This window comes from Kocuria sp. U4B (genome assembly GCF_054875615.1).
Genome location: NZ_CM142180.1, coordinates 2,163,926 through 2,189,812, shown reverse-complemented (window position 1 = coordinate 2,189,812; position 25,887 = coordinate 2,163,926). Strand labels below are relative to the sequence as shown.

The 25,887-nt window shown below is 73.9% G+C and carries 21 protein-coding genes; 11 read left to right on the top strand and 10 right to left on the bottom strand.

Going from position 1 to position 25,887, the window contains the following annotated elements; genetic code table 11:
• Window positions 1-65 precede the first annotated feature (65 nt).
• Both ACYSMR_RS10375 and ACYSMR_RS10370 read left to right on the top strand, forming a co-directional pair.
• A complete protein-coding gene (locus tag ACYSMR_RS10375; protein WP_461745079.1) occupies window positions 66-992 on the top strand; it encodes a DMT family transporter in 927 nt (308 codons plus the stop codon).
• 35 nt (window positions 993-1,027) lie between these two features.
• Window positions 1,028-2,302, top strand: coding sequence for a low temperature requirement protein A (locus ACYSMR_RS10370; protein ID WP_461745077.1), 1,275 nt, complete (start codon window positions 1,028-1,030; stop codon window positions 2,300-2,302).
• A gap of 220 nt (window positions 2,303-2,522) precedes the next feature.
• On the opposite strand, the gene ACYSMR_RS10365 is transcribed toward ACYSMR_RS10370, so the two are convergent.
• The 4 genes from ACYSMR_RS10365 to ACYSMR_RS10350 form a co-directional block, all read right to left on the bottom strand.
• A complete protein-coding gene (locus ACYSMR_RS10365) occupies window positions 2,523-4,061 on the bottom strand; it encodes an alpha/beta hydrolase (RefSeq protein ID WP_461745075.1) in 1,539 nt (512 codons plus the stop codon).
• A gap of 194 nt (window positions 4,062-4,255) precedes the next feature.
• The gene (locus tag ACYSMR_RS10360) at window positions 4,256-5,680 is read right to left on the bottom strand and encodes an MFS transporter (RefSeq protein WP_461745073.1); all 1,425 of its coding nucleotides are present in this window, start codon (window positions 5,678-5,680) and stop codon (window positions 4,256-4,258) included.
• A gap of 34 nt (window positions 5,681-5,714) precedes the next feature.
• Complete coding sequence (locus ACYSMR_RS10355) at window positions 5,715-6,905, bottom strand: low temperature requirement protein A (protein ID WP_309125331.1); 1,191 nt, start codon at window positions 6,903-6,905, stop codon at window positions 5,715-5,717.
• 61 nt (window positions 6,906-6,966) lie between these two features.
• Window positions 6,967-7,314, bottom strand: a complete 348-nt coding sequence (locus ACYSMR_RS10350; RefSeq protein WP_251332227.1) for a UBP-type zinc finger domain-containing protein — start codon at window positions 7,312-7,314, stop codon at window positions 6,967-6,969.
• A 163-nt stretch (window positions 7,315-7,477) separates the two neighbouring features.
• On the opposite strand from ACYSMR_RS10350, the gene ACYSMR_RS10345 reads away from it, so the two are divergent.
• Complete coding sequence (locus tag ACYSMR_RS10345) at window positions 7,478-8,404, top strand: DUF5996 family protein (protein ID WP_461745070.1); 927 nt, start codon at window positions 7,478-7,480, stop codon at window positions 8,402-8,404.
• A 90-nt stretch (window positions 8,405-8,494) separates the two neighbouring features.
• Here ACYSMR_RS10345 and ACYSMR_RS10340 read toward each other — a convergent pair whose 3' ends face one another.
• The 4 genes from ACYSMR_RS10340 to ACYSMR_RS10325 form a co-directional block, all read right to left on the bottom strand.
• Window positions 8,495-8,815, bottom strand: a complete 321-nt coding sequence (locus ACYSMR_RS10340; protein WP_461745068.1) for a putative quinol monooxygenase — start codon at window positions 8,813-8,815, stop codon at window positions 8,495-8,497.
• 127 nt (window positions 8,816-8,942) lie between these two features.
• Window positions 8,943-10,352 carry a vanillate/3-O-methylgallate O-demethylase gene (ligM, locus tag ACYSMR_RS10335; RefSeq protein WP_461745066.1) on the bottom strand — a complete coding sequence of 470 codons (1,410 nt, stop codon included), beginning with the start codon at window positions 10,350-10,352 and terminating at the stop codon, window positions 8,943-8,945.
• A gap of 51 nt (window positions 10,353-10,403) precedes the next feature.
• Window positions 10,404-11,279, bottom strand: a complete 876-nt coding sequence (purU, locus tag ACYSMR_RS10330; protein WP_375142393.1) for a formyltetrahydrofolate deformylase — start codon at window positions 11,277-11,279, stop codon at window positions 10,404-10,406.
• Entirely contained in the window at window positions 11,276-12,154 is an 879-nt protein-coding gene (locus ACYSMR_RS10325) for a methylenetetrahydrofolate reductase (protein WP_251332231.1), read from the bottom strand. The genes purU and ACYSMR_RS10325 overlap by 4 nt, the downstream gene beginning before the upstream one ends.
• Window positions 12,155-12,582: 428 nt before the next feature.
• Here ACYSMR_RS10325 and ACYSMR_RS10320 point away from each other — a divergent pair, with 428 nt between their 5' ends.
• On the top strand, window positions 12,583-13,800 hold the full coding sequence (locus tag ACYSMR_RS10320; RefSeq protein ID WP_461745063.1) for an MFS transporter: 1,218 nt from the start codon (window positions 12,583-12,585) through the stop codon (window positions 13,798-13,800).
• Between the two features lie 24 nt (window positions 13,801-13,824).
• On the opposite strand, the gene ACYSMR_RS10315 is transcribed toward ACYSMR_RS10320, so the two are convergent.
• The gene (locus tag ACYSMR_RS10315) at window positions 13,825-14,832 is read right to left on the bottom strand and encodes a LacI family DNA-binding transcriptional regulator (protein WP_461745061.1); all 1,008 of its coding nucleotides are present in this window, start codon (window positions 14,830-14,832) and stop codon (window positions 13,825-13,827) included.
• Window positions 14,833-15,034: 202 nt separating this feature from the next.
• Between ACYSMR_RS10315 and ACYSMR_RS10310 the strand changes: the two genes are divergently transcribed.
• The 5 genes from ACYSMR_RS10310 (at window position 15,035) to ACYSMR_RS10290 (ending at window position 21,753) form a co-directional block, all read left to right on the top strand.
• Entirely contained in the window at window positions 15,035-16,381 is a 1,347-nt protein-coding gene (locus tag ACYSMR_RS10310) for an extracellular solute-binding protein (protein WP_309125718.1), read from the top strand.
• Window positions 16,381-17,286 (top strand): carbohydrate ABC transporter permease, encoded by a 906-nt coding sequence (locus ACYSMR_RS10305; RefSeq protein ID WP_461745058.1) that lies wholly within the window; start codon window positions 16,381-16,383, stop codon window positions 17,284-17,286. Before ACYSMR_RS10310 ends, ACYSMR_RS10305 begins: the two co-directional genes overlap by 1 nt.
• 4 nt (window positions 17,287-17,290) lie before the next feature.
• Window positions 17,291-18,115: a carbohydrate ABC transporter permease gene (locus ACYSMR_RS10300; RefSeq protein WP_251332236.1), complete on the top strand. Its 825-nt coding sequence runs from the start codon at window positions 17,291-17,293 to the stop codon at window positions 18,113-18,115.
• Between the two features lie 28 nt (window positions 18,116-18,143).
• Window positions 18,144-20,495 (top strand): glycoside hydrolase family 3 N-terminal domain-containing protein, encoded by a 2,352-nt coding sequence (locus tag ACYSMR_RS10295; RefSeq protein ID WP_461745055.1) that lies wholly within the window; start codon window positions 18,144-18,146, stop codon window positions 20,493-20,495.
• An 85-nt stretch (window positions 20,496-20,580) separates the two neighbouring features.
• Window positions 20,581-21,753 (top strand): endo-1,4-beta-xylanase, encoded by a 1,173-nt coding sequence (locus ACYSMR_RS10290; RefSeq protein ID WP_461745053.1) that lies wholly within the window; start codon window positions 20,581-20,583, stop codon window positions 21,751-21,753.
• 80 nt (window positions 21,754-21,833) lie between these two features.
• On the opposite strand, the gene ACYSMR_RS10285 is transcribed toward ACYSMR_RS10290, so the two are convergent.
• Window positions 21,834-23,006, bottom strand: a complete 1,173-nt coding sequence (locus ACYSMR_RS10285) for an ROK family transcriptional regulator (protein ID WP_309126478.1) — start codon at window positions 23,004-23,006, stop codon at window positions 21,834-21,836.
• 145 nt (window positions 23,007-23,151) lie between these two features.
• Here ACYSMR_RS10285 and xylA point away from each other — a divergent pair, with 145 nt between their 5' ends.
• Together xylA and xylB are read left to right on the top strand one after the other, a co-directional pair.
• Window positions 23,152-24,375 (top strand): xylose isomerase, encoded by a 1,224-nt coding sequence (xylA, locus tag ACYSMR_RS10280; RefSeq protein ID WP_461745050.1) that lies wholly within the window; start codon window positions 23,152-23,154, stop codon window positions 24,373-24,375.
• A 117-nt stretch (window positions 24,376-24,492) separates the two neighbouring features.
• A complete protein-coding gene (gene xylB / locus ACYSMR_RS10275) occupies window positions 24,493-25,887 on the top strand; it encodes a xylulokinase (protein WP_461745048.1) in 1,395 nt (464 codons plus the stop codon).

Sequence of the window (25,887 nt, the reverse complement as noted above, 5' to 3'; positions counted from 1 at the left end):
GCACACCGAGCGGGAACACCGAACAGGAACACCGGGCGGGAACACCGGGCGGAACGGGGGCGGGCATGGACCAGGACCGGGCCGGGCACGCCCGGCTGATCCTGCTGGGGGCCGTGGCGCCGGTGGTGTGGGGCACGACCTACGCGGTCACCACCGAGCTGCTGCCCCCGGGCCGGCCGATGACCGCGGCGCTGCTGCGGGCCCTGCCGGCCGGGCTGCTGCTGCTCGCCCTCACCCGGCAGCTGCCCCCGGCGCCCTGGTGGGGCCGGCTGGCGCTGCTGGGCCTGCTCAACTTCGGCGCGTTCTTCCCCCTGCTGTTCCTCAGCGCCTACCGCCTGCCCGGGGGCCCGGCCGCCGTCGTGGGCTCCGCCCAGCCGCTGGTCGCCGCGGCGCTGCTGTTCGTGCTCTTCCGCCAGGGCACGCCCCTCCGCCGGCTGCTGTGGGCGCTGGCCGCCGTGGCCGGGGTCGCCGTGGCTGTCCTCGGGGGCGCCGTCGCCCTGGACGCCGTGGGCCTGGCGGCCGCCGTCGCCGGCACCACGACGATGGCCGCCGGGGTGGTGCTGACCCGCCGCTGGGGCCTTCCGGAGGGCATGAGCGGGCTGACCGCGACCGGGTGGCAGCTGGTCCTCGGCGGCCTGATGATCGCCCCGCTGGTGCCGCTGCTGGACACGGGCCCGTTCGTCCTCGACGCGGGGGCGGTGGCCGGCTACGCCTGGCTGGCCCTGCCCGGGGGCGCGATCTCCTACGCCGTGTGGTTCCACGCCGGCCGGCGGCTGCCTCCCACGAGCCTGACCCTGCTGCTGCCGCTCACCCCGGTCACGGCGGCCCTGCTGGGCTGGGCGCTGCTGGGCGAGGCGCTCACCGGGGTCCAGGCCGCGGGGTTCGGCCTCGCCCTCGTCGCCGCGCTGGGCGGGCAGCTGCCCGCCCCGTCCCGCGCCCGCCGCCGGGGCGGCGTCCGGGGCGCTCCTGACCGGGAGCGGGATCGGCGCTAGGATCTCGGCACGGGACCACGACGATCGGACACGTCATGGCGAGAGCTGCGATCATGTGGGTCCGGCCCACGGAGTCCACCCACCGGGTCACGACCCTCGAGCTGTTCTTCGACCTGGTCTTCGTCTTCGCCTTCACCCAGGTCACCCGGCAGATGACGGACGACCCCACGGTCGTGGGAGCGGCGCGCGGACTGGTGCTGATGGCGCTGCTGTGGGGGGCCTGGAGCGCCTACGCCTGGCTCGGCAACCAGGCTCGGGCCGACGAGGGAGTGGTCCGCGTCGCCTTCGTCGGGGCCATGTTCGCGATGTTCGTGGCGGCCCTGACCATCCCGGAGTCCTTCGCCGACCTGCCCGGCGGGCTGTACGCCCCCCTGGTGTTCGCCGTCTGCTACACGGCGGTGCGCCTGGGGCACCTGGTGTGCCACTTCGTGGCGGCGGGCGGCGACGCCGGGGAGCGGCGCCAGCTGCTCCTGACCGGGACCCCCATCACCGCGGCCTGCGCCCTGCTCGTCGCGGGCGGCGCCCTGGGGCCGCCCCGGCAGACGGTGCTGTGGACCCTGGCCGTGGTCGTGAGCTACGGCGGGGTCTGGTTCTCCGGCACCGCGGGCTGGCGGCTGCCCAGCCCGGGGCACTTCGCCGACCGGCACGGGCTGATCCTCATCGTGGCCCTGGGCGAGTCCCTGATCGCCATCGGGACGGGTGTCGCGACGCAGCCGATCTCGGTCCCCGTGGTCGTCGGCTCGGTGCTGGGCTTCAGCGTGGCCGTGAGCCTGTGGTGGCTGTACTTCGACGTCGTCGCCCACGTGGCCGAGGGCGTGCTCCACCGGGTCCCGGAGGCCGAGCGGGCCGCCCTGGCACGGACCTCCTACTCCTACCTGCACTTCCTCATCGTCGTGCCCGTCATCTTCATCGCCGTGGGCCTGGAGAAGGTCCTGGAGCACGCCTCCGACGCGACCGCCCACGAGCTGGCGGAGCCGCTGACCGGCGTGCCGCTGGTCTGTCTCTACGCCGGCGTGGCGGTGCACCTGCTCGGGCACATCGCGTTCCGCCACCGCGAGGTCGGCGCCTGGAACGCCGAGCGCGGCGTCGCCGCCGTCCTCCTGCTCCTGCTCCTGCCCGTGGCGTGGCGGCTGCCCGCCCTGGCGTCACTGGGCGTCGTGGCGGCCCTGCTGGCGGCGCTGGTGAGCTACGAGCTGCTGCACTTCTGGCAGTTCCGCGACCGGGTCCGCCACTCCCCCGACCCCCTGGCCGACATCGCCCAGCTGATCTGCGGGCCCGGCGCGGACCTCGGGCGGCGGCACCGGCGCTGAGGTGCGCCCGGGTCACGGTCCGTCATCTCCGCTCCCGCGCCGCAGCCCGCCTGCGGGACGGGAAATCGAGGGGTGAACCGTGACCCACCCCTCAGTAGGATGAGGCGGAGCCATCAGAACTTCCCGAGATCCTGGTGGCCGGGCCGGTGCGGGGGACCTCTCCTCGTACCGGCCGCTCTCTGGGCGCCGCGTGCGGATCCCGGAGCGGCCGCCCCCTTCCTCAGCACACCGCCCCCTCCGCCGGCAGGGTGCCCCGGAGCAGGAACTCGTCGACCGTGGCGTCGATGCACTCGTTGGCCCGCAGGTACGACCCGTGCCCCTCGCCGACCCGCGTGAGCAGCCGGGCCGTCTCCAGCTGGTCGGCCAGGGCCTCCGCCCAGGCGTAGGGCGTGGCGGTGTCGCCCGTGCCCCCGATCACCAGGATGGGTGCGGCGCCCTGCGCCTGGACCGGCTCCCGGGGTGGCACGGGCTCGTCGACCAGCGCACCGCAGAAGACCTCCCCGTGGCTGAAGTAGTCGCCGAACGTCGGTGACACCTCCTGCAGCCGGGCGTCCGCGGCGGCCATGGCCGCGGGGTCGGTGTTCGCCGGGGTGTCCAGACAGGTGATCACTCTGAAGGCCTCCGTGGAGTTGTCGGAGTAGCGGCCGTCGGGTTCCCGGCCGTACGCGAGATCGGCGAGGGCCATCAGCCCCGTGCCGTCGCCCCGCTCCAGGGCCGGGACCAGGGCGGAGGTCAGCCGCCACCAGGCGCGCTCCTCGTACAGGGGCAGGATGATCGCGGAGACCGCGTCGTCGACGGTGAGCGGGCGCCCGTCGGCCGTGGGCAGCGACTCCGCCGCGATGCCGTCGATGAGGGCCCCGATCTGGGCGACGGCCTCGTCCACCGTGCCCTCGAGCGGGCACCCGTCCTGGGGCAGGCACGAGGCGGCGTACACCCGGATGGCGCGTTCGAAGCCGGCGGCCTGGTCGATGCTCCCCTGCGCGTAGTCCAGGGTCGGGTCGACCGCCGCGTCCAGCACGAACCGGCCGGTGTTCTCCGGGAACAGGTCGGCGTAGACGGCGCCGAGGTCGGTGCCGTAGGAGTACCCCAGGTAGTCCAGGTCCTCGTCCCCCAGGACGGCGCGCAGCACGTCCAGGTCCCGGGCCGCGCTGACGGTGTCGACCTCGCCGAGCAGCGCCCCGGTGCCGGCCCGGCAGCCTGCGGCGAACTGCTCGGCCAGCGTGGTGAGCGCGGCGAGCCCCGCCGCGGTGTCCGGGTCGATCGGGGTGGCCCGCATCGCGTCCATGGTGGCGTCGTCCACGCACTCCACGGCCGTGGAGGCACCCACCCCGCGCGGGTCGAACCCCACCACGTCGTACGCCGCGAGCACCGCGGGGTCGAGGCCTTGGGCCCAGGGCTCCACGGACGCCGTCCCGGAACCGCCCGGACCACCGAAGTTGACGAGCAGCGGCTCCTGGGGCGCTGCCGCCGCGGGGCCGGCCACCCGCTTGAGGGCGAGGGTGATCTCCGCGCCGGCCGGGGCGTCGTAGTCGAGCGGGACCCGCATCAGGGCGCACTCGGCCGCCGCACCGCACGGCGTCCATGCGAGCGTCTGGGCGTAGAACTCCTCGAGCCCGGCGGGGACCGGCGGAGCGGTCTCCACCGCCGTCGACGCAGCCGCTGGGCCCGCGGCGAGGAGGGCGGCCAGCGCGAGGGCGCCGGCCGTCCGGCGCCCTCGGCGCCGAGGCTCGGAGGTGGAGGCACTGTCGGAGAGGTGCATGACCCACTGCTTTCGGTCGGCGGGACCGGGATCCGGTGGAGCGCGTGCCCGCGGCACGCGCGGCGAGGCCGGTGCTCCACCGGCCTCGCGGACGGCCGGGCCGGCACGGCGTCCCGGCGTGCCGCCGCCCCGGCCGCCCGCGACGAACTGCCGCTGACAAGGGGCTTCAGGGTAGGAGGAGCCCGGCGGACGGGTCAAGGGCGTTGCGCCGGGCGGCGGACCACCACCGCGGACAGTGCTCCGCCCGCCACCAGCAGGGCGGCGCAGGCCCACATCACCGTGGCGTAGCCGTCGCGCACGCGCTCGGGGTCGGTCAGCCCTGTGCCGCCCAGCCCGCCGACGAGCGGGACGGCCGCGACGGCGAGCAGGCTCCCCGTCCTCGCCACGGCGTTGTTGGCCCCGCTGGCCAGGCCCGCCTGCTCCACGGGCACCGCCGAGAGGGCGGCCGCGGTCAGGGGCGTCACGAGCAGGGTCAGGCCGGCGCCGAACACGGCGGCGGGCAGCAGGATGTCCAGGAGGTAGTCGGAGCCGGGACCTGCCCGGCTCAGGAGGGCCACCCCGAGCCCCGCCACCAGGGGCCCGGCCGTCATCGGCAGGCGGGGGCCCACCCGGCTCGTCAGCACCCCCGCGGACGGGGAGAACACCAGCATCAGCACGGTGACCGGCAGCAGCGAGAGGGCCGCGGCCAGCGGGGAGAACCCCGCCCCGACCTGCAGGCCCACCACGACGACGAAGAACACCGCCCCCAGCGCGGCGTAGAGCACCAGGGTCACGGCGTTCAAGGCGAGGAAGGGCCCCGCCACGAGCACGGCGGGCGGCACCAGCGGCGAGACCGCGCGGCGTTCCTGCACCGGGAAGGCCGCCAGCAGGAGCGCCCCCGCGGCGAGCGCGGCGCCCGCGGCGGGTCCGCCCACCCCGCCGCCCCAGGCCGTCAGCCCGTAGCTGAGCGCGCCCAGTCCTCCCACCAGCAGCGCGGCACCGGGCACGTCCAGCTGGGGGCAGGCCGCCGGGTTGCTCGACTCCGGCACGTGCCGGCGGGTGATCACCACGACCGCCACGGCGACCGGGACGTTGACGAGGAACACCCACCGCCAGGACGCGGCCTGGACCAGCCACCCGCCCGCGAACGGCCCGATCGCCGACGCCACCCCGGTGAGCCCCGACCAGGCGCCGATCGCCCGGGCCCGGTCCTGCGGGCCGAAGGACGTCTGCAGGATCGCGAGGCTCGTGGCGGTCAGGAGGGCCGCGCCGACGCCCTGCACCGCCCGCGCCAGGACGAGCACGGCCGCCCCGCCGGCCAGGCCGCACGCCGCGGAGGCCGCGGCGAAGACCACCACCCCCAGGAGGAAGATCCGCCTGCGCCCGTACCGGTCCCCGAGGGACCCGCCGAGCAGCACGAGGGCGGCCAGGGCCAGGGTGTACGCGTTCACGACCCACGTCAGCGCGACCGACCCCGCCGCGAGGTCCGCGCCCACGGCGGGCAGGGCGACGCTGACGACCGTCCCGTCGATGAACGTCAGCGCCGAGCCGAGGACCGTGGCGGCGAGCACCCACCACGCCCGCCGCTGCCCCCAGGCCAGCGGCTCCGGTGGCGGTCCGGCCGTCCGGGGGAAGGTCACGGCGGTGCTCCCGGCGCGGGCGAGCGGGCCGGGGTCATCGCCGGGCGGCCATCGGCCGGGAGTCCCGGCGGACCCCCGCGGCGCCGACCGTGAGCAGCAGCGCGGCCAGGCCGATGGCGGCCGCCGGGCGGTCCGCGCCGAAGCCGCCGAGCCCCAGCAGGCCGAGCAGCACCGCGAGCGCCGCCAGCAGCGCGAAGGAGCCGCGGGCCGAGGCGTGCAGCGCCGCGATCGCACCGCAGAAGAGGGCGGTGCCCAGCAGCAGCGCGCGCACCGCGGCCGCGCCGTCCGCGCCGTGGCCGCCCACGGTGGCCACCGCCTGCTCCACGCCTGCGGCGGCAACCACGATCCCGGCGACCAGGGGGAAGTGCAGATAGGTGTAGGCGCCGACGGCCACGCGGACCCGGGCGACGCCCTCCACCCCCGCCAGGCAGCGCTCGAGCTCGTCCGCGTCGAGGCGGAAGTACGTCCACCACATGGCCGTGGACAGCAGGACGCCGAGGACCGCGGTGCCCAGCAGCCGGACGTCGGTCACCGACGCCGAGACGGCACCGACGCCGATGGAGAACACCGACTCCCCGAGGGCGAGGATGACCACGAGGGCGAAGCGCTCCGCGAAGTGCCCGCTGCTGCGCAGCCGCCACCCCTGCAGCCGCCGGGCGAGCCACCACGTCAGGAGACCGTCCAGCGCCACCGCCCCGGTCCACCACCAGACGCGCTCCCCGGCCGGGACGGCCGCCCCCACGGCGAGGAGGACGACGCTGGCCGCGGCGCCGACGGAGGTGTCCAGCACCTGCCGGCGCAGCGCGGCGTCCCGGTCCAGGAGGGCCGCCAGGACGTACAGGGCGGCGTGGACCGCGCGCACGACGGCGTAGGCCGCCACGAGCACGGCCGCGGCACCGCCGCCGGGGTCGGCCCAGACCTCCCGGAGGCTCAGGCCGATCACGAACACGGCGGTCATCGCGACGACCATGCCGACCAGCATGACCCCGGCGTCGGCACGCAGGTGGTTGCCGAGCCAGGCGTAGCCGACCCACGTCAGCCACAGCAGGCCCAGGACCACGAGGCCCTGGACGGCCCCGAGCACGGTGTGCTCGTGGGCGATCCACGTGGTCACCTGGGTGAACGCGAAGACGTAGACCAGGTCGAAGAACAGCTCCCACGTCGTGACCCGGTGCTCGGCGGAGTTCGCCCCGGGGCGCCACCAGCCGCGGGCATGGCTCGGCATCAGAGGCTCGCGACGCGCAGGGCGGCGCCCGGCGCGGCTGGTTCATGACGCGTCCGTGACGTCATCGGTGGATGAGCTGCTGCCAGTCCGGGGGAACGGCTCCCCGGGGTCCGGGGACGGGCTGGTCCTCCGGGCGGTGCTGCGGCGGGGCGAGCTCGGGGCCCTCCACCATCCGCCGGGTGCGGAAGTCCCAGTACCAGGACTCGCCCGGCTCGAAGCTGCGCGCGTAGCGGTGGCCGGTCTGCCGGTGGTGGGCCGTGGCGTGCTGCGCGGGCGAGGTGTCGCAGCAGCCGATGTGCCCGCACCGGGCGCAGCGGCGCAGGTGCACCCACCACCCCCCGCCGGCCAGGCACTCCGCGCACCCGGTGCCGCTCGGGGGAACCCCCACGTCGATTCCGTCCATGTCCATGCTGCTCACCTCGCACAGGTCCGTTCGCCGCGCCGCGGCGCCGGCAGGGGGCCCGCGCCGGGCCCGCGATCGCTGCCGCCACCACTGTCGCACTTCGGCGGCTCCTGGCCCACCCCTGGACGCGGCGCCGGGGCCTCCGCACACTGAAGGGCAGGAGGCACCGATGACCCGCTCCGCTCTGCCCGCGATCCCGTACGGGTCCTGGCGCGACACCCTGGACACCGTCCACCGGTTCGCCCAGGTGGTCGGCAAGGTCCGGCTGGCGGCCGCCCCGCGCCGCAACCACTGGTGGAACGTCCCGTTCCACCTTACCGGCCGCGGCATCACCACGCGGCCCATGGGGCGCGACCCGATCTTCGCGGTCGACTTCGACTTCCTCGACCACCGTCTCGACGTCAGCACCGTCACCGGCCTCCGGCACTCCTTCGCCCTGCCCGGCCTGTCCGTCGCCGACTTCCACGCCCGGCTGACGGACGGCCTGGAAGCGGTCGGCGTGGCCGTGGACGTCGCCCGGCCGCACCCCTTCGGCCTGCCCGACGCCGCGCGGCCGTTCGCCGCCGACTCCGAGCACCGCGCCTACGACCCCGCCGCGGTCACCCGCTACTGGCGGGTGCTCAGCGAGGTGAACCTGCTGCTCGAGGAGTTCGCCGCCGGCTGGTCCGGCAAGACCAGCCCGGTCCACCACTTCTGGCACACCTTCGACATCGCCGTCACCCGCTTCGCCGACACCCCCGTCGACCACCCGCCGAGCACGGACCCGGTCACCCGCGAGGCCTACTCCCGCGAGGTCGTCAGTTCCGGGTTCTGGTTCGGGGACGACGCGTTCCCCGAACCGGCCTTCTACTCCTACACGTTCCCCGAGCCCGACGGGCTGGCCGACGAGCCCCTCCGGCCGGACGGGGCCGCGTGGGTCGCGCGCGGCGCGAGCCACCTCGCCGTGCTGCGCTACGACGACGTCCGTGCGCGGGAGGACCCGCGCGCTGCAGTCCTCGACTTCTACGAGAGCGCCTTCCGGGCCGGGGCCCGCCGCGCCGGGTGGGACCTCGGCCGGCACGCCTCCCCCGGCGGCGTCACCGACCCGCGGGGCTGAGCGGGGCCCGCTGCTCCCCACGCGCCGGGGGCCCTCCGTGCGAGCCCCCGCCCCGGGAGGGGCGGGGGCTCGCACGGACGGACGCGGGCGTCAGTCGATGACCAGCTCGCCCATCCGGTTCCAGTCCTGGGCCGTGATCTGCTCGCTGATGATCCGCGGCGTCTCCACGAGAGCGGGCCGCATGCTCTCCAGCCCCTTCGCGAAGTGCTCGCTGTTGACGTGCGCCGCCGCGGCGTCGTCCCGGAACGCCTCCACGAGCACGTACTCGTTCGGGTCCTCGACGCTGCGCGACCAGTCGAACCAGAGGTTGCCCGGCTCGTTGCGGGTGGCCTCCGTGAAGTCCCGGGTGAGCTCCGTCCACCGGTCGGCGTACTCCGGCTTCACCTTGTACTTGACGACGATGAAGATCATGCCTGCTCCCTTCTCCGCGGCATCCCTGCCATGTTCGTGCGGCACTTCCGTGACGGGCCCGCCGGTGCGGGCCACCGCGGACAGTCTGATGGTTCGGGGCGGAGGACGGCCACGCCGGGCGGTCCGGTCAGCTCTGGGCGTAGGCGGTGCGCCAGCCGCCGTGGTACTCCTTCCGCGCCACCTCGGAGTACGGCACCGGGCTGACCACGGCGCGCACCTCGAGCTGCTCGTGCGGCTCGACCGTCGTCTTGCGGGTGCCGCCGCCGGGCTCGCCCCAGACCACCTTGAGCTCGGTGCCCTCCGGCACGTTCGCGTCGACGGTGGCCAGGGACAGGGCCCTGCGCTCGTTGGAGCTGTAGCCGGTGAACATCGACAGCCCCACGGTGCGCCCGTCGGCGTCCACCACGGCGTCGTAGTTCGAGGAGCCGTAGTTGGCCAGGGGCAGGTCGAAGTACTTGTAGTTCGGGCCCTCGGTGTCGAAGAGGGACGCGAAGATCTTCGCCATGTCCTCGGCGTTCCAGGCCAGGGTGGCCTTGCGGCGCTGGGCCGAGGGGTCCATCGCCTCCAGGGCGTCGCGGCCGATGAAGTCGTGGTCGAACTTCACGAACGACCCGTAGCCGAGCTCCCACGGCGTGAGGTAGTAGTCCTCGATGTCCTCGGAGACGAAGCTGCCGGCGAGCGCGTTCGTCGCCTCGTAGCTGTCGGCGCCGAGCCACCGCCGGTAGGCGGCCGTCCCGTCGCCGGTGTAGACCGCCGGGAGCGGGGACGGGATCCAGCCGGACTCCAGGGTGTTGGAGGGATAGGCGCGGGCGCCCACGGGCACGATGCCGAACTCGGCGCCGGCCTCGAGGATCGTGGCCCGGACCTGCTCGTAGGACTCGTAGGGGCCCCAGATCTCGAGCCCCGGGGCGCCGGCCATGCCGTGGCGCAGGGTGCGCACCTGGGCGCCCGCGACGTTCATGACGTCCATGGTGAAGAACTTCAGCTGCTCGAGCGGTCCGCCGTTGAGCTTCTCGATGATCTGCCAGGCGCGGGGCCCCTGGATCTGGAAGCGCCAGTACTTGCGCACCACCGGCTTGCCCATGGGCCGGGACGGGGAGCGGCGGTCGACCTCGATGTCGACGTCGTAGCCGCCGGTCTCGCCGTGGAAGAGCAGCCAGTTGGCGGCCGGGGCGCGGCCGACGTAGACGTACTCGTCCTCCTCCTGGCGGAAGAGGATGCCGTCGCCGATGACGTGGCCCGCCGGGGTGGTGGGGACGTACTGCTTGGCCTTGTTCACGGGGAACGTCGCGGTGCTGTTGACCGCGGTGTCCGAGATCAGCTTCAGCGCGTCCCTGCCCCGGATGAACAGGTTGTCCATGTGGTGGGTCTGGTCGAAGAGCACGGCGGTCTCCCGCCAGGCCCGCTGCTCGTTGCGCCAGTTGTGGAACTCCGGTGCCACGACGGGATAGACGTACGCCCCGATCTGCGAGTTGCGCAGCAGCTCGACGGTGCTGCCGGAGGCGTCGAGGACGTCCTGGAGAGTGCTGGGTGCCACGGTGTACCTCTTTCCTGGTGGTGGGAACGGTCTGCGGGGCGCGGGGCGGGGCTAGAAGACGATCGTCTGCCGGTGGTGGCGGATCACCCGGTCCTGGCAGTGCCACAGCACCGCGCGGGCGAGCACCTGGCGCTCGACGTCCGCGCCCCGCCGGGCGAGCTCCTCGGCGGTGTCCCGGTGGGAGACCCGCACGACGTCCTGCTCGATGATCGGGCCCTCGTCGAGGTCCTCGGTGACGTAGTGGGCCGTGGCCCCGATGAGCTTCACGCCCCGCTCCTTGGCCTTGCGGTACGGCGCGGCGCCGATGAAGGCGGGCAGGAAGGAGTGGTGGATGTTGATCACCGGGGCCCCGACCGCCTCGAGGAACGGCGAGGAGAGGATCTGCATGTACCGGGCGAGGACCACGAGGTCGACGTTGCCCTGGAGCAGGCGCAGGTGCTCCGCCTCCGCGGCGGCCTTGTCCCGGGTGGGCACGTAGAAGAACGGGATCCCGAAGCCGCGGACGTCCCCGGCCACGTCCGGGTGGTTGGACACGACCATGGAGACGGTCATGGGGATCTCGCCGCGGCGCTGCCGCCAGACGAGGTCGAGCAGGCAGTGGTCGTCCTTGGAGGCGAAGATCGCCACGCGCTTCGGCACGGACAGGTCGGTGAGCCGCCACCGGAGGTCGAAGCCGTTCCCGAGGGCGGTGCGCAGGTCCTCCGCCACCGCCGGATAGCACGCTCTGTAGTTGGCGAGGTGGAAGACCGTGCGCTGGAAGAAGGCGCTGCCCGCGGGTTCCTCCGAGTGCTGGTCGAGGGCCACGATGTTGGCCCCGTGACCGGCGAGGACGGAGGTGACGGCGGCGACGATGCCCGGCTGGTCCCGCCCCTGCACGACCAGGCTCGCGTGGTCCGGGCGGAGGAGGGACCGGTGCACGGGGATCACCGCGTCCCCTGGCCGGTGGGAGCGAAGCCACGGACCCACTCGGCCGTGGCCCGCAGACCGCCGAAGGTGTAGAAGTGCAGCTGGACCTGGCCGTGCACGGACGGGTCGTGCCCGGCCGCGAGGTCGTGGAGGAACCGGTCGGGGCCCGCGGTGCCGAGCAGGTTGGTCAGGGAGAACCCGTACTTCTGGACGATCCCTGCCGAGGTGGACACCCCGAAGCGCCGGGCGTAGCCGAGCAGTCGCTTGATGCCGGCCGGGCCGGGGACCCCGATGCGCACCGGGGCGTCGACCCCGCGGCGGCGGACCTCGGCCAGCCACTCCAGGACGGGGTCGGTGTCGAAGCCGAACTGGGTGATGACGGTCGGCTCCAGGCCCTGCGCGCGGATCGCGGCGACCTTCCCGGTCAGGGCCGACCACAGGGCGTCGTCGTCGATGCCGGGGTGGCCCTCGGGGTAGCCGCTGACGCTGACTCCGCGCACCCCGTGCTGCTGGAGCAGGCCGGTGCGGACCACGGACAGCGAGTCCTCGTAGGGGCCCTCGGGGGTCTCGGGGTCCCCGCCCACCACGAACACGTGCTCGGCGGCGCCCACCTCCGCGAGCGCGGCGAGGAACTCCTCGAGCTCCCGCTGGGAGCGCAGCCGGCGGGCGGAGAGGTGCGGCACGGGGACGAACCCGTGGGCGCGCACGGCCCGCGCCGCGGCCACGCGCATCGCCAGGTCCTCGTTGGCGAGGAAGGTGACGTTGATCCGGGTCCCGGGCGGGATCACGGGAGCCGCCTCCTCGAGGGCGGGGACGTCCTTGCCCGTCATCTCGAGGGAGTAGTCGGACAGCAGCCGCAGGAGGGCGGGACCGTCGGCGGGCGTGTCGATCGGCATTGATCAGGTCCTTTCCGACGCACGGGTCCGGGCAGGGATCCGTGTGCGTGGTGGAGAGCGTCCTCGCCGCCAGTGTCTCAGGTCACAATACCTATGTACAGAGTGCTTCGGGAGGCCACCTCTTCCCCGGCGGCCCCCGGTGGGCCCCCGTCGCGCACGGCCGCACCCGGACCGGACCACCCCGGCCGAGCAGTTCCCCCGCAGCCGCCGCGGCGGCACGCCGCGCCGGCTGCGGCGCCGGCTGCGGCGCCGCGGTCGACACGCCCGGCCTGGAGGTCGTGGCCGGGACGAGCACGCCGCCGGCCGGATCGTGCGGCGCGAGAGCGCCTGACGGGAGCCCGCGCGGTCGCCGACGTACTCTGGAGCCTGCCCGGGGAGCCGACGTCGTGCCCGCCCGGACCGCGAGCGAGCCAGGAGGAGACCGTCCAGTGCAGACCCCGCACGCCGACCAGCACGCCGTCCCCCCGTCCCGCCGGGCGCTGGTCCACCTGGGGGTGTGCGTGGTCCTGGTCGGGCTGAACCTGCGCACGGTCTTCTCGAGCTTCTCCGCGATCCTGCCGGAGATCACCGCCGCCGCCGGCCTGCCGTCCTGGGCGGTCACCGCCCTGACCACGGCCCCGGTGACGCTGCTCGGGGTCTTCGCCCCCCTCGCCCCGCGGCTGGCCCGCCGGTTCGGGGCGGAGCACGTGCTGCTGGGCGCCATGGCGCTGCTCGCCCTGGGGCTGGCCCTCCGCGGGCTGCCCCTGCCGGGGGCGGGTGCCGTGCCGCTGCTGCTGGCCGGGACGGTCGCGTGCGGGGCCGCGATCGCCCTGGGCAACGTGCTGCTGCCCTCGCTCGTCAAGCGCGACTTCACCCACCGCCTCGGGCTGATGAGCGGGCTCTACACCACCGCCATCTGCGCCTCCGCGGCCCTCGGGGCGGGCCTGACCTACCCGGCGCTCCAGGCGACCGGGTCCTGGCGGGCGTCGCTGGCGCTGTGGGCGGTGCCGGCCGTGGCCGTCGTGGCCCTGCTGGTCCCGGTGGCGGCCCGCCACCGGGCGGCAGCACCAGGGGCACCGGCCGGCGGAGGGCCGGGCCCGTGGCGCTCCCCGGTGGCCTGGCAGGTCACCGGGTTCATGGTCTTCCAGGCCATGATGTCCTTCAGCGTCTTCGCCTGGCTCGCCCCCATCCTGCGGGACCGCGGGATCGACGGGGCCACTGCGGGGCTGATCGTGGCGGTGTCCATCGTGCTGCAGATGACGGGCTCCCTGTTCGCCCCGGCGCTGGCCGTGCGGCTGCGCGACCAGCGGGTGCTCAACGCCGCGCTCGCCCTGATGGCCGGCGGCGGCTTCGTGCTGTCGATCTTCGGGCCCCTCCCGCTGATCTGGGTGTGGACCGGCCTGCTGGGGCTGGGCCAGGGCGCCCTGACGGCCGTGGCCCTGACGATGATCGCCCTGCGCACCCGCAGCCCCGCCATGGCCGTGCGGCTGTCGGGGATGATGCAGGGCGTCGGCTACGGCCTGGGCTCCTCCGGCACCTTCCTGGTCGGGCAGCTGCTGCACGCGACCGGCGGCTTCGCGGCCGCGGGGGCCCTGTTCGCGGTGGTCGGCACGCTGGCCGCCGTCTTCGGCTGGCAGGCCGGACGGGCCCGTCTCATCCGGGAGTAGCCCCGCCGGGCCCGCCCGGCGGCCTCACAGGGGCGCGGTGGAGGCCCGTTCCACGAGGGAGGTCTGCAGCTGGATGGGGTGGGCCCGCCGGGAGGACCCGGTGAGCATGCCCAGCGCCCGCTCCACGGCCATCTCGCCCATGGCCTGCAGGGGCTGGCGCACGGTGGTCAGCTTCGGCGACGCCCACCGTGCCACGAGGGTGTCGTCGAAGCCCACCACGCTCAGGTCCGCGGGAATCTGCAGGGACGCCTGCCGCGCCGCCTCGAAGGCCCCGAGGGCGGCCTCGTCGGACGCCGCGAACAGGGCGGTGGGACGCGGCTCGAGGCCCAGCAGGTGCACGGCGGACCCGAAGCCGTCCTCGTAGCTGAAGCCGTCCCCCACCACGAGCGCCGGGTCGTAGGCGATGCCGGCGGCCTCCAGGGCGCTGCGGTAGCCCGCGAGCCGCTCGCCCGCCGGGACGGAGCCCTCCGGCCCGCGCAGGTGCCCGATCCGTCGGTGGCCGAGCCCGATCAGGTGGTTCGTCGCCTCCAGCCCCCCGGCCCAGTTCGTCGACCCGATGCTGGGCACGGCCGGCGGGAGGCTGTTCACCGGGTCGATCGCGAGCAGCGGCACGCGCGCCCGCGCGGCCGCCGCGATCTGCTCCTCGCCCAGCGGCGTGGTCACCGCGATGACCGCGGTGGCCCCGTCCCGCCCGCAGTGGGCGAACCACTCCTCCGAGAACGGCGGGACGTCCCCCTTCTCGAGGGCGGGCAGCGTGTTGAGCAGCAGGTCGGCGCCGGCGCGCCCGCAGGCGTCGACGGCGCCCGCCATGACCTGCAGCGAGTAGTTGCTCTCCAGGGTGTCGAAGACCAGCACGATCGCCGCGCGCGGCTGCCTGCTCGCCGCCGCGGTGTAGCCCAGCGCGGCCGCGGCGGCGCGGACCTTCTCCCGGGTGCTCTCGCCCACGTCCGGACGCCCGTTGAGCACCTTCGAGACGGTCCCCTTGGAGACTCCCGCGTGGACGGCCACCTCGGTCAGCGTCGTCCTCTTCATGGCATCAGTCTCCTCGTTCGGGGCCGGGGGGTCTCGTGCCGCCGCGCTGATGGGCGAAACTTTTCGGCCGACCGATTCCCGTAATCCAGATCACAGAGGACTATTGACGACCGGGGAAGGCCCCACCTACTCTGCTTGCAACGAAACAGTATTCGAAACGTTTCGAAACTGCAATGCCCCACTCAACGACGAGGACATCGCCATGACGACTTCCCGTACCTCTCGCTCCTCCTTCGCCGACGTGGCCCGGACCCCCCTCTCGCGGCGCTCGCTGGGCCGCTTCGCCCTCGCCGGGGCCGCGGCCGTGGCCCTCGCCGGGTGCGGCGGCGGCGCCCGGCCCGCCGGCGCCGGGGGCACCGGGGCCACCGCGTGGACCCTCACCGGAGGAGCCGAGGACATGTTCCGCGCGTCGTTCCAGGCGTGGAACGACGCGCACCAGGACGCGCGGATCGCGGCGGAGTACTTCGCCAACGACGCCTTCAAGGAGAAGATCCGCACCAGCGTCGGCTCCGGCAACGCCCCCACCCTGATCTACGGCTGGGGCGGCGACGGGCTGAAGGACTACGTGGAGAACGGCAACGTCGTCGAGCTCACCGGGAAGGTCCCGCAGATGGAGGAGCGCGCCCTCGACTCCGTCCTGGAGACCGGCATGGTCGGCGGGAAGCTCTACGCCGTCCCGAACAACAACACCCAGCCGGTCATCCTCTACTACAACACCAAGCTCTTCGAGGAGCAGGGCGTCGAGCCCCCCGCCACCTGGGACGAGCTGATGGACGCGGTGCAGAAGTTCAAGGCCGCGGGGATCACCCCGATCTCCGTGGCCGGCGCCAGCCAGTGGCCGTACCTGATGTGGATCCAGTACCTGACCGACCGGATCGGCGGCCCGGAGGCGTTCCAGGCGGTCGTGGACGGCAAGCCGGACGCGTGGTCGGAGCCTGCGATCAAGGAGGCCCTGGAGAGGATCCAGGAGCTCGTCGCGGCCGGCGGCTTCGGCGAGGCCTACGGCTCGGTGGTGGCCGACGCGAGCGCCGACGTCGCCCTCGTGCACACCGACCAGGCGGCCATGATGCTGCACGGCAGCTGGGTGTACACCAGCTTCCTCACCGACGCCCCCGAGTGGACCGCCGAGGGCAACCTCGGCTACGCCGCGTTCCCGACGGTCGAGGGCGGGAAGGGCGACCCGAAGAACATCGTGGGCAACCCGGCGAACTTCTGGGCCGTGTCCGCCGACGCGAGCCAGGAGCAGCAGGACATCGCGTTCCGCTACCTCAACGAGATGAACCTCGACGACACGGCCGTCGACACCCTCTTCGGCGCCGGGCTCATCCCCGCGGTCGACGGGGTCGAGGACCGGATCGCCGCGACGGAGCACCCCGAGTACCTGCGGTTCGCCTACTCGATGGTCCAGGACGCCCCGCACTTCCAGCTCTCCTGGGACCAGGCGCTGCCCGCCGAGCAGGCGCAGGCGCTCCTGACCAACCTCAGCCAGGTGTTCCAGCGGGAGAAGACCCCGGCCGAGTTCCAGTCCGCGATGAACGGGACGCTGTGATGCTGATGCGGGTACCGGCCAGGCGGGCGTCCCGGACGGGGGCGCGGCCCAGTGGCTGGCTCCTGGCCCCGGCCCTCGTCTTCTTCGGCCTGTTCTCCCTCGGGCCGCTGCTGGGGGTGTTCGTCCTGTCCTTCATGCAGTGGGACGGGCTGGGCACCCCTGCGTGGACGGGGCTCGACAACTGGGCCGCGGTCTTCGACGACCCCGTCTCCCGCGACGCCATGTGGCTGACGCTGAAGATGACACTGCTCAGCTACGCGGTGCAGTTCCCGCTGAGCCTCCTGCTGGGCGTGTTCATGGCCGGGCGCCAGCGGTACCGCGAGTTCCTCTCGGTGCTGTACTTCCTGCCCATGCTCTTCTCGGCCGCCGCGATCGGCATCGCCTTCAAGGCCCTGCTCGACCCCAACTTCGGGCTGTCGAAGGCGTTCGACGCCGCGTTCCTGCGGCAGGACTGGCTGGGGTCCCCGGACCTCGCGTTCTACGTGGCCGTGTTCGTCATCTCCTGGTCCTTCATCCCGTTCCACTCCCTGCTCTACCAGGCCGGGGTGCGGCAGATCCCGCAGACGATGTACGAGGCGGCGACGCTCGACGGGGCCGGGACGGTGCGGCAGTTCTTCTCCATCACGCTCCCGCAGCTGAAGTACACGGTCGTGACGTCGTCGACCCTGATGCTCGTGGGCTCCCTGACCTACTTCGACCTGGTCTTCAGCCTCACCGGCGGAGGACCCGGCACGGCGACGCGGATCCTGCCGCTGGACATGTACCTCACCGGCTTCCGCAGCAACCAGATGGGCGAGGCCAGCGCTCTCGCGGTGATCCTCGTCGTCGTCGGCCTCGCCCTGTCCCTCGGTCTCCAGAAGCTCTCCGGCGCCGACCGGATGGAGAGCCAGGCGGAAGGTGCCTAGTCCCATGACCTCACGTCTCACCACCCGCAACATCCCGGCGGCGGTCGGCGGGTGGCTGTGGCTGGCCGCCATCATCGTGCCGATCTACTACATGGTCATCACGAGCACGAAGCCGCGCTCCGACTACTACTCCACGAACCCCCTGGTGCCCTCGGCCCCGACCTTCGCGCCGTACGCCGCGGTGCTGGAGAACGACTTCGTCCGGTACTTCACGAACAGCCTGGTCGTGGTGGTGTGCACCGTGGCCGGCATCGTGTTCCTGTCCCTGCTCGCGTCCTACGTGATCGTGCGCAGCCGCTCAGCGGTGGCGGTGCTCTCCAACCGGCTGTTCCTGCTGGGCATCGCCATCCCGATCCAGGCCACGATCATCCCGATCTACCTGATCATCATCCAGCTGGGGCTCTACGACACCCTCGCGGCACTCGTGCTGCCGGGCATCGCCTCGGGGATCCCGATCACCGTCCTGATCCTCACGAACTTCATGCGCGACGTCCCCAACGAGCTCTACGAGTCGATGACCCTCGACGGCGCCGGGCACTGGAAGATCTTCCGCTCCCTCGTCCTGCCGCTCAGCATGCCCGCCGTCACCACGGTGGCGGTCTACAACGCGCTCAACAGCTGGAACAACTTCCTGTTCCCGCTGATCCTCACCCAGAGCGCCGACCGCCGCACCCTGCCCCTGTCCCTGTGGACGTACCAGGGGGAGTTCCAGGCGGACATCCCCGCGGTGCTCGCCGCCGTCGTCCTCTCGGCGGTGCCCATCCTCGTCCTCTACGTCTTCGGGCGGCGCCAGCTCGTCGCCGGCCTCACCGCCGGCTTCGGCAAGTGACCGTCCCGCCCCTCCACGAAAGAAGCCCATGACAGACCGACCCGTGACCCAGCCCTGGAACGACCCCTCCCGCCCGGTCGCCGAACGCGTCGACGCCCTCCTGCAGGAGCTCACCCTCCAGGAGAAGGCCGGCCAGCTCGGCAGCTACTGGCTGCGCCCGGACCCCGAGGACGCGGCCCCCGGCGCCGCCCCGATGGAGGCCGCCTTCGCCGGGGACCGCTCCACCTTCGAGGCGGCCATCGCCCACGGCCTCGGCCACATCACCCGGGCCTTCGGCAGCGCGCCGGTCTCCTCCGCCGAGGGCGTCGAGCACCTGCGCACCCTGCAGGGCCAGGTCGTGGCCACCTCCCGGCTCGGGATCCCCGCAATCGCCCACGAGGAGTGCCTCACCGGGTTCACCACCCTCGGCGCCACCTGCTACCCCGCCGCGATCGCGTGGGGCGCGGCCTTCGACCCCGCGCTCGTCCGGGAGATGGCCCGGCGCATCGGCACCGACATGCAGGCCGTCGGCGTCCACCTCGGCCTCTCCCCCGTGCTCGACGTGGTGCGCGACTACCGGTGGGGCCGCGTGGAGGAGACCGTGGGCGAGGACCCCTACCTCGTCGGCTCCGTGACCACCGAGTACGTCCGCGGCCTCCAGGAGGCGGGCGTCGTCGCGACCCTCAAGCACTTCGCCGGCTACTCGGCCTCCCGTGCCGGGCGCAACCACGCCCCCGTCTCGATCGGCCCCCGCGAGTTCCGCGACGTCGTGCTCGTCCCCTTCGAGATGGCCGTGAAGCTGGGGCGGGCCGGCGCGGTCATGAACTCCTACGCCGACGTCGACGGCGTGCCCCCCGCGGCCGACCCCGAGCTGCTCACCGGGCTGCTGCGGGAGAGGTGGGGCTTCGAGGGCACGGTCGTCTCCGACTACTGGGCCGTGAGCTTCCTGGAGTCGATGCACCGTGTGGCCGGGAGCGCCCGGGAGGCCGGGATCCGCTCGCTGGCCGCCGGGATGGACGTCGAGTTGCCGGAGACCGGGTGCTTCGCCGACCTCGCCGCCGCGGTGCGCGAGGGCGGGCTCGAGGAGTCCGTGCTGGACCGCGCCGTGCGCCGGGTGCTCACCCAGAAGGTCGAGCTGGGCCTGCTGGACGAGGGCTTCGACCCCGCCGCCGCGGGCGAGGCCGTCGACCTCGACTCCCCGGCCAACCGCGCGCTGGCCCGGCGGATGGCCGAGGAGTCGGTCGTGCTGCTGAAAAACGAGGGCGTCCTGCCGCTGGCCGGACCGCGCCGCGTCGCCGTGATCGGCCCGAGCGCCGCCCAGCCCCGGTCCTTCCTGGGCTGCTACAGCTTCACCAACCACGTCCTGTCCCGCTTCGGCGAGGGCGGCACCGGCATCGAGATCACCTCCGTGGTCGACGCGCTCGCCGAGGAGTTCGCCGGGCAGGACGTCGAGCTGCGCCACGCCCGCGGCGTCGACTTCACCGACCCGGACGTCAGCGGCATCGCGGAGGCCGTCGCGGCCGCCGAGGCCGCCGACGTCGCAGTCGTGACCGTCGGCGACCTCGCCGGGCTGTTCGGCACCGGGACCTCCGGGGAGGGCTGCGACGTCGTCGACCTGTCCCTGCCGGGCCGGCAGGCCGAGCTGGTCGAGGCGGTGCTGGCCACCGGCACCCCGGTGGTGCTCGTGCTGATCACGGGCCGCCCGTACAGCATCGGCGCGTTCGACGGCCGCTGCGCCGCCGTGGTGCAGGCGTTCATGCCCGGCGAGGAGGGCGGTCACGCCGTGGCCGGGGTGCTCTCGGGCCGGGTCAACCCCTCGGGCCGGCTGCCCGTCGGGATCCCCCGCCACGTCGGGGGCCAGCCGGGGACCTACCTGGCCCCGCCGCTGGGCGGCTGGTCGGAGGGCGTGTCCAACCTCGACCCCCGGCCCCTGTACCCCTTCGGCCACGGCATCGGCTACTCGCGCTTCGCATACGCCGACCTGGAGCTCTCCGCGACGGAGATCGCCACCGACGGCGAGGTGCAGGTCGCCGTGACCGTCACCAACACCTCCGGCCGGGCCGGCCAGGAGGTCGTCCAGCTCTACCTGTCCGATCCGGTGGCGCAGGTGGTGCGGCCCGTGAAGTTCCTCGCCGGCTTCGCCAAGATCGCCCTCGACCCGGGCGCGAGCGCCCGGGTGGTGTTCACCGTCCACGCCGACCGCACCGCGTTCACCGGCCGGGACATGCGGCGGGTCGTCGAGCCCGGCGAGATCGTCGTGCGCGTGGGCTCCTCCAGCGAGGACCTGCCCCTGGAGGCCTCCTTCGCCATCACCGGCGAGGTGCGCGACGTCGAGGACGTCGAGCGCGTCCTCACCACGCCGGTCTCCACCGCCCTCACCGCCCCGGTCGGGACGGCCTGAGCACCCCGCTTCCCCCATCCCCTCGTTCCCCTCGTTCCCCTCGTTCTCCCCGCACCATCCCCTCCCCCACAGAACGGACCCCGAGATGACCACGCGAACAGCCCTCCTGCGCACCGGCGCCGCCACGGCCCTCGCCGCCCTGTCCCTCACCGCGCTCCCCCAGGCCGCGGTGGCCGACCCCGGCGCCACGCCCCCCGGCCTGGCGAAGCAGGACACCCTGCGCTGGAACGCCCCGAAGGACTTCCACATCGGCAGCGCTGTGGCGGGCGGCGGCCACCACACGACGGCCGACTACCCCGAGCCGTTCCCGTCCGACCCGCGGTACCGCTCCGTCCTGGCCGCCGAGTTCAGCTCCCTCACCCCCGAGAACCAGATGAAGTGGGAGTTCGTCCACCCCGAGCCGGGCGTCTACGACTTCGGCCCCGCCGACGACATCGTCGACTTCGCCGAGGCCAACGGGCAGGTCGTGCGCGGGCACACCCTGTTCTGGCACAGCCAGAACCCCGACTGGCTCGAGAACGGCAACTACACCCCGGAGGAGCTGCGCGCCATCCTCAAAGACCACGTGCAGACCGTGGTCGGCCGCTACGCGGGCCGCATCCAGCAGTGGGAGGTCGCCAACGAGATCTTCGACGACAGCGGGCAGCTGCGCACGCAGGACAACATCTGGCTGCGGGAGCTGGGCCCGTCGATCATCGGGGACGTCTTCCGCTGGGCGCACGAGGCGGACCCGGAGGCCAAGCTGTTCTTCAACGACTACAACGTCGAGGGGACCAACGCGAAGGCCGACGCCTACTACGCCCTGATCCAGGACCTGCTCGCCCAGGGCGTGCCCGTCCACGGCTTCGGCATGCAGACCCACCTCGGCCTGCAGTACGGCTTCGACGGGCGGATGCAGGCCAACCTGCAGCGCTTCGACGACCTCGGGCTGGAGACGGCCGTCACGGAGATGGACGTCCGCGGCCCGGTCGGGGCGGACGGCCTGATGAGCGAGGAGCTGCGGCAGAAGCAGGCGGAGTGGTTCCGCAGCGCGCTCAGCGCGTGCCTGGCCGTGGAGGACTGCAACTCCTTCACCGTGTGGGGCGCCCTGGACGAGCACTCCTGGGTGCCGAACACCTTCCCGGGCTACGGCGACGCCCTGACCATGGAGGGCGACTACGAGCGCAAGCCCGCCTACTACGCCCTGCAGCGGACGCTGGCCGAGGCCGGCCCCGGCGGCGCGGCGCGCCTGGCGCACCACCCGGCGCTCCGGAGGTGACCCGTGCCGTCCGGCACCGCCCGGACGGCACGGCGACGGGGCCCGCTCGCACCGAGCTGGCCCCGTCGCCGTGCCCGGCCTCAGCCGCGGGCGATCCACCACGCCGGGGAGGCGAAGATCGGCTCCAGGGCGGTCGTGGCCGCCCCGGTCAGCGAGGGCCGGTCGTCGGCCGCGGCCTGCTCGATCCGGACGGGCCCCGCCTCCGCCGTGAGCGCGTGGGCCTCGACGACCTCCCGCAGCACGGGCTCCAGCTCCTGCGCGATGGGCCCGAAGTACCCGGAGAGCACCACCGTGGACAGGTCCAGGACGTTCATCGCGTTCGCCAGGACGGCGCCGAGGGGGCGGCCGAGCATCTCCACGACGGCCTCCCGGCTGTGCAGCCGCCGCGCCATGGCCTCCACGAGGTCCTCGATCCGCACGTCCTCGGGCAGCCCGGTCCTCCCGCGCAGGGCGTGGTAGCTGACGTAGGCCTCCAGGCAGCCCCGCCGCCCGCACCGGCACGGCTGTCCGCCGGGCTCGATCGTCACGTGCCCCAGCTCCCCCGCCCAGCCGTGCTCGCCGCGGTGGATCCGGCCCTCGAGGACCACGGCGCCGCCGATCCCGGTCTGCCCGTGCAGGAACAGGAAGGACTCCCCGGGCCGGCGCAGCACCTCCGTGCCGGCCGCGAGCATGCTGTCGTTGCCGGCCGTGAGCAGGGCGCCCCGGAAGGACGGCAGCCGCCGCAGCCGCTCCAGCAGGGGCACGGCCCGCCAGGCCAGGTTGGGGGCGGAGAGCACCGTCTCCCGGTCGGTGGACAGGCGCCCGGGGACGGAGACGCAGACCCCCGCCACGCGCGCCTGCGCCACCGCCGCCAGGGCCTCGTCGAGCAGGTGCGCGAGCTCCCCGGCCACGGCGTCCACCGGGGCGCCGACGAAGGAGCCGAACCGTGAGCCCTCGTGCAGCACCTCCCCGTCCAGGCCGGTCACGAGACACGCCACGTGGTCCGCGGCGATCTCCAGGCCCACCCCGGCCACGCCCCCGCGCGCCAGGCTCAGCGGGATCACCGGTCGGCCGGCGGCTCCGCCGGCGGCCTGCGCGCCCTCCACCACCAGGCCCGCGTCGAGCAGCTCCTGGACCAGCTTGGACACGGTCGGCTTGGTGAGGCCGCTGCGCTTGGCGAGGCCCGCCCGCGAGACGGGGCCGTCGGCCTCCGCCACGGCGCGGAGCACGGTGGAGAGGTTGTGCTCCCGCAGGTCGGTGGACTGCACGGGCATCTCTCCGTCGGGTCGAGGGGACGCGGGCCGGGGGACCCGCACGGGGGCGGGGCCGGCCGGCAATTCCGGCGCGGCCCTTCCCCAAGACTATCGCGCTCTCTATAGTAAGTAACGGTAACTAACCCATAGTGAGAAAGGACCTCCGATGTCCACCACCGCTCCCGCCACCTCCCTCGCAGCCTCCCTCACGCCCTCCCCGGAGGATCGGTTCTCCTTCGGCCTGTGGACCGTCGGCTGGGCTGCCCGCGACCAGTTCGGTACCGCGTCCCGCCCGGACCTCGACCCCCTCGCCTCGGTGCGCAAGCTCAAGGAGCTCGGCGCGTGGGGCTTCACGTTCCACGACAACGACCTCATCCCGTTCGACGCGACCGAGGCCGAGCGCGAGCGGCTGATCGGGGAGCTGAAGCGGACCATGGACGACACCGGTATGGTCTGCGAGATGGTCACCACCGACACCTTCGCCGAGCCGGTCTTCAAGGACGGCGCCTTCACCTCCAACGACCGGCGGGTCCGCCGCTACGGGCTGCGCAAGGTGCTGCGCAACGTCGACCTCGCGGCCGAGCTGGGCGCCACCACGTTCGTGATGTGGGGCGGGCGCGAGGGCTCCGAGTACGACTCCTCCAAGGACCTCCTCGCCGCCCTCGAGCGCTACGCCGAGGGCATCGACACCGTGGCCGGCTACATCAAGTCGCAGGGCTACGACCTGCGCATCGGCCTCGAGCCGAAGCCGAACGAGCCCCGCGGCGACATCTTCCTCCCCACCGTGGGCCACGCCCTCGCGTTCATCGAGCGCCTCGAGCACGGCGACGTCGTCGGCGTGAACCCCGAGACCGGGCACGAGCAGATGGCCACCCTGAACTACACGCACGGCCTCGCCCAGGCGCTGTGGGCCGAGAAGCTCTTCCACATCGACCTCAACGGCCAGAACGGGCCCATGTACGACCAGGACCTGGTCTTCGGGCACGGCAACCTGATCAGCGCGTTCTTCACCGTCGACCTGCTCGAGAACGGCTTCCCGTCGAGGCCGGGGGCCTACCAGGGCGCCCGCCACTTCGACTACAAGCCCTCCCGCACCGAGCACCTCGACGGCGTGTGGGACTCCGCGGCCGCGAACATGCGGATGTACCTCGCCCTCAAGGAGCGTGCCGTGGCCTTCCGCCAGGACCCCGAGGTCCAGGAGGCCCTGGAGCAGGCCGGGGTCCTCGAGCTCGCCGAGCCGACCCTCGCCGAGGGCGAGGACCTGCAGTCCTTCCTCGCCGACCGCGGTGCCTACGAGGACCTCGACCTCACCGGCCCCTCGGAGCGCAACTACGGCTTCGTGCGCCTGCACCAGCTCGCCGTCGAGCACCTCATGGGCGCCCGCGGCTGAGGCCCTGCCCGCCGCCCGGCCCCGGGCGGCGGGCCCGGCCGGGCGCGCACCCCGCGCGCCCGGCCCCCCGTCCCCCATCCGCGGTGCCCCGGCACCTGTTCTTCGACGAGGACCTTCATGGCACGCACCACCGTCCTGGGCATCGACTCCTCCACCCAGTCCACCAAGGCGCTCCTGGTCGACGCAGAGACCGGCGAGGTCCTCGGCGCCCGCCGCGCCCCCCACCCGGAGGGCACCGAGGTCGACCCCCGCGCCTGGCTCGCGGCGCTCGACGACGCCGCCGGCCCCTTCCTCGAGGAGGTCTCCGCCGTGGCGGTCGGGGGCCAGCAGCACGGCATGGTCGCCCTCGACGAGCACGACGACGTCGTGCGCGACGCCCTCCTGTGGAACGACACCCGCTCCGCCGACCAGGCCGAGGCCCTGGTCGAGGAGATGGGCGGGCCGGCCGCGTGCGCCGAGGAGCTCGGCAGCGTGCTGGTGGCGTCCATGACCTCCACCAAGCTGCGCTGGATGGCCGAGCACGAACCCGGCAACGCCGCCCGGACCCACCGGGTGCTGCTGCCCCACGACTACCTCTCGTGGCACCTCAACGAGGACCGCTCCTCCTTCTTCACCGACCGCGGCGACGCCTCCGGCACCGGGTACTGGTCGCCCCGGACCGGGGACTGGTGCCCGGACCTCGCCCGCCGCGCGCTCGGCCACGACGTCGCGCTGCCCGGGCTCGCCCCCCGCCCGGACGCCGTGATGGGCCGCACCGTCCACGGGGCGGCGCTGGCCGCCGGCACCGGGGACAACATGGCCGCGGCGCTGGGCGTCGCCCTCGGGCCCGGGGACGTGTCGCTGTCGATCGGCACCTCGGGGGTGGCCGCCATGGTCTCGGAGACCCGTGCGGCGGACCCGACCGGGCTGGTCACCGGGTTCGCCGACGCCACCGGCCGCTACCTGCCCATGGCCACGACCCTCAACGCCGCGCGGGTCCTGGAGTTCGGCGCCCGCGTGCTCGGCGTCGACCACGACGAGCTGTCCCGCCTCGCCCTGGCCGGCGAACCCGGGGCCCACGGAGTGAGCCTGCTGCCCTACCTCGACGGCGAGCGCACGCCCAACCGCCCGCGGGCCCGCGCGACCCTGCACGGGATGTCCACGCGCACCACGCGCGAGGACGTGGCGCGCGCCTGCGTCGAGGGGCTGCTGTGCTCGCTCGCCGACGGGATGGCCGCGCTGGAACGGGCCACGGGCGCCACCGTGGAGCGGGTCGTCCTGATCGGCGGCGGGGCCCGGTCCGAGGCGGTGCGCCGGCTGGCCCCCGCCGTGCTCGGCCGCCCCGTCCTGGTCCCCGCCCCGGGCGAGTACGTGGCCCTGGGCGCCGCCCGGCAGGCGGCCTGGGCCCTCACCGGCGCCGGCGAGCCCCCGGCCTGGGCGCTGCCCGGCCTCCAGGAGTACGGCGCCGACCCCACTCCGCAGGTGCTGGAGGCCTACCGGGAGCTGCGCGACCGCACCGGGGCCTGGGCGTGA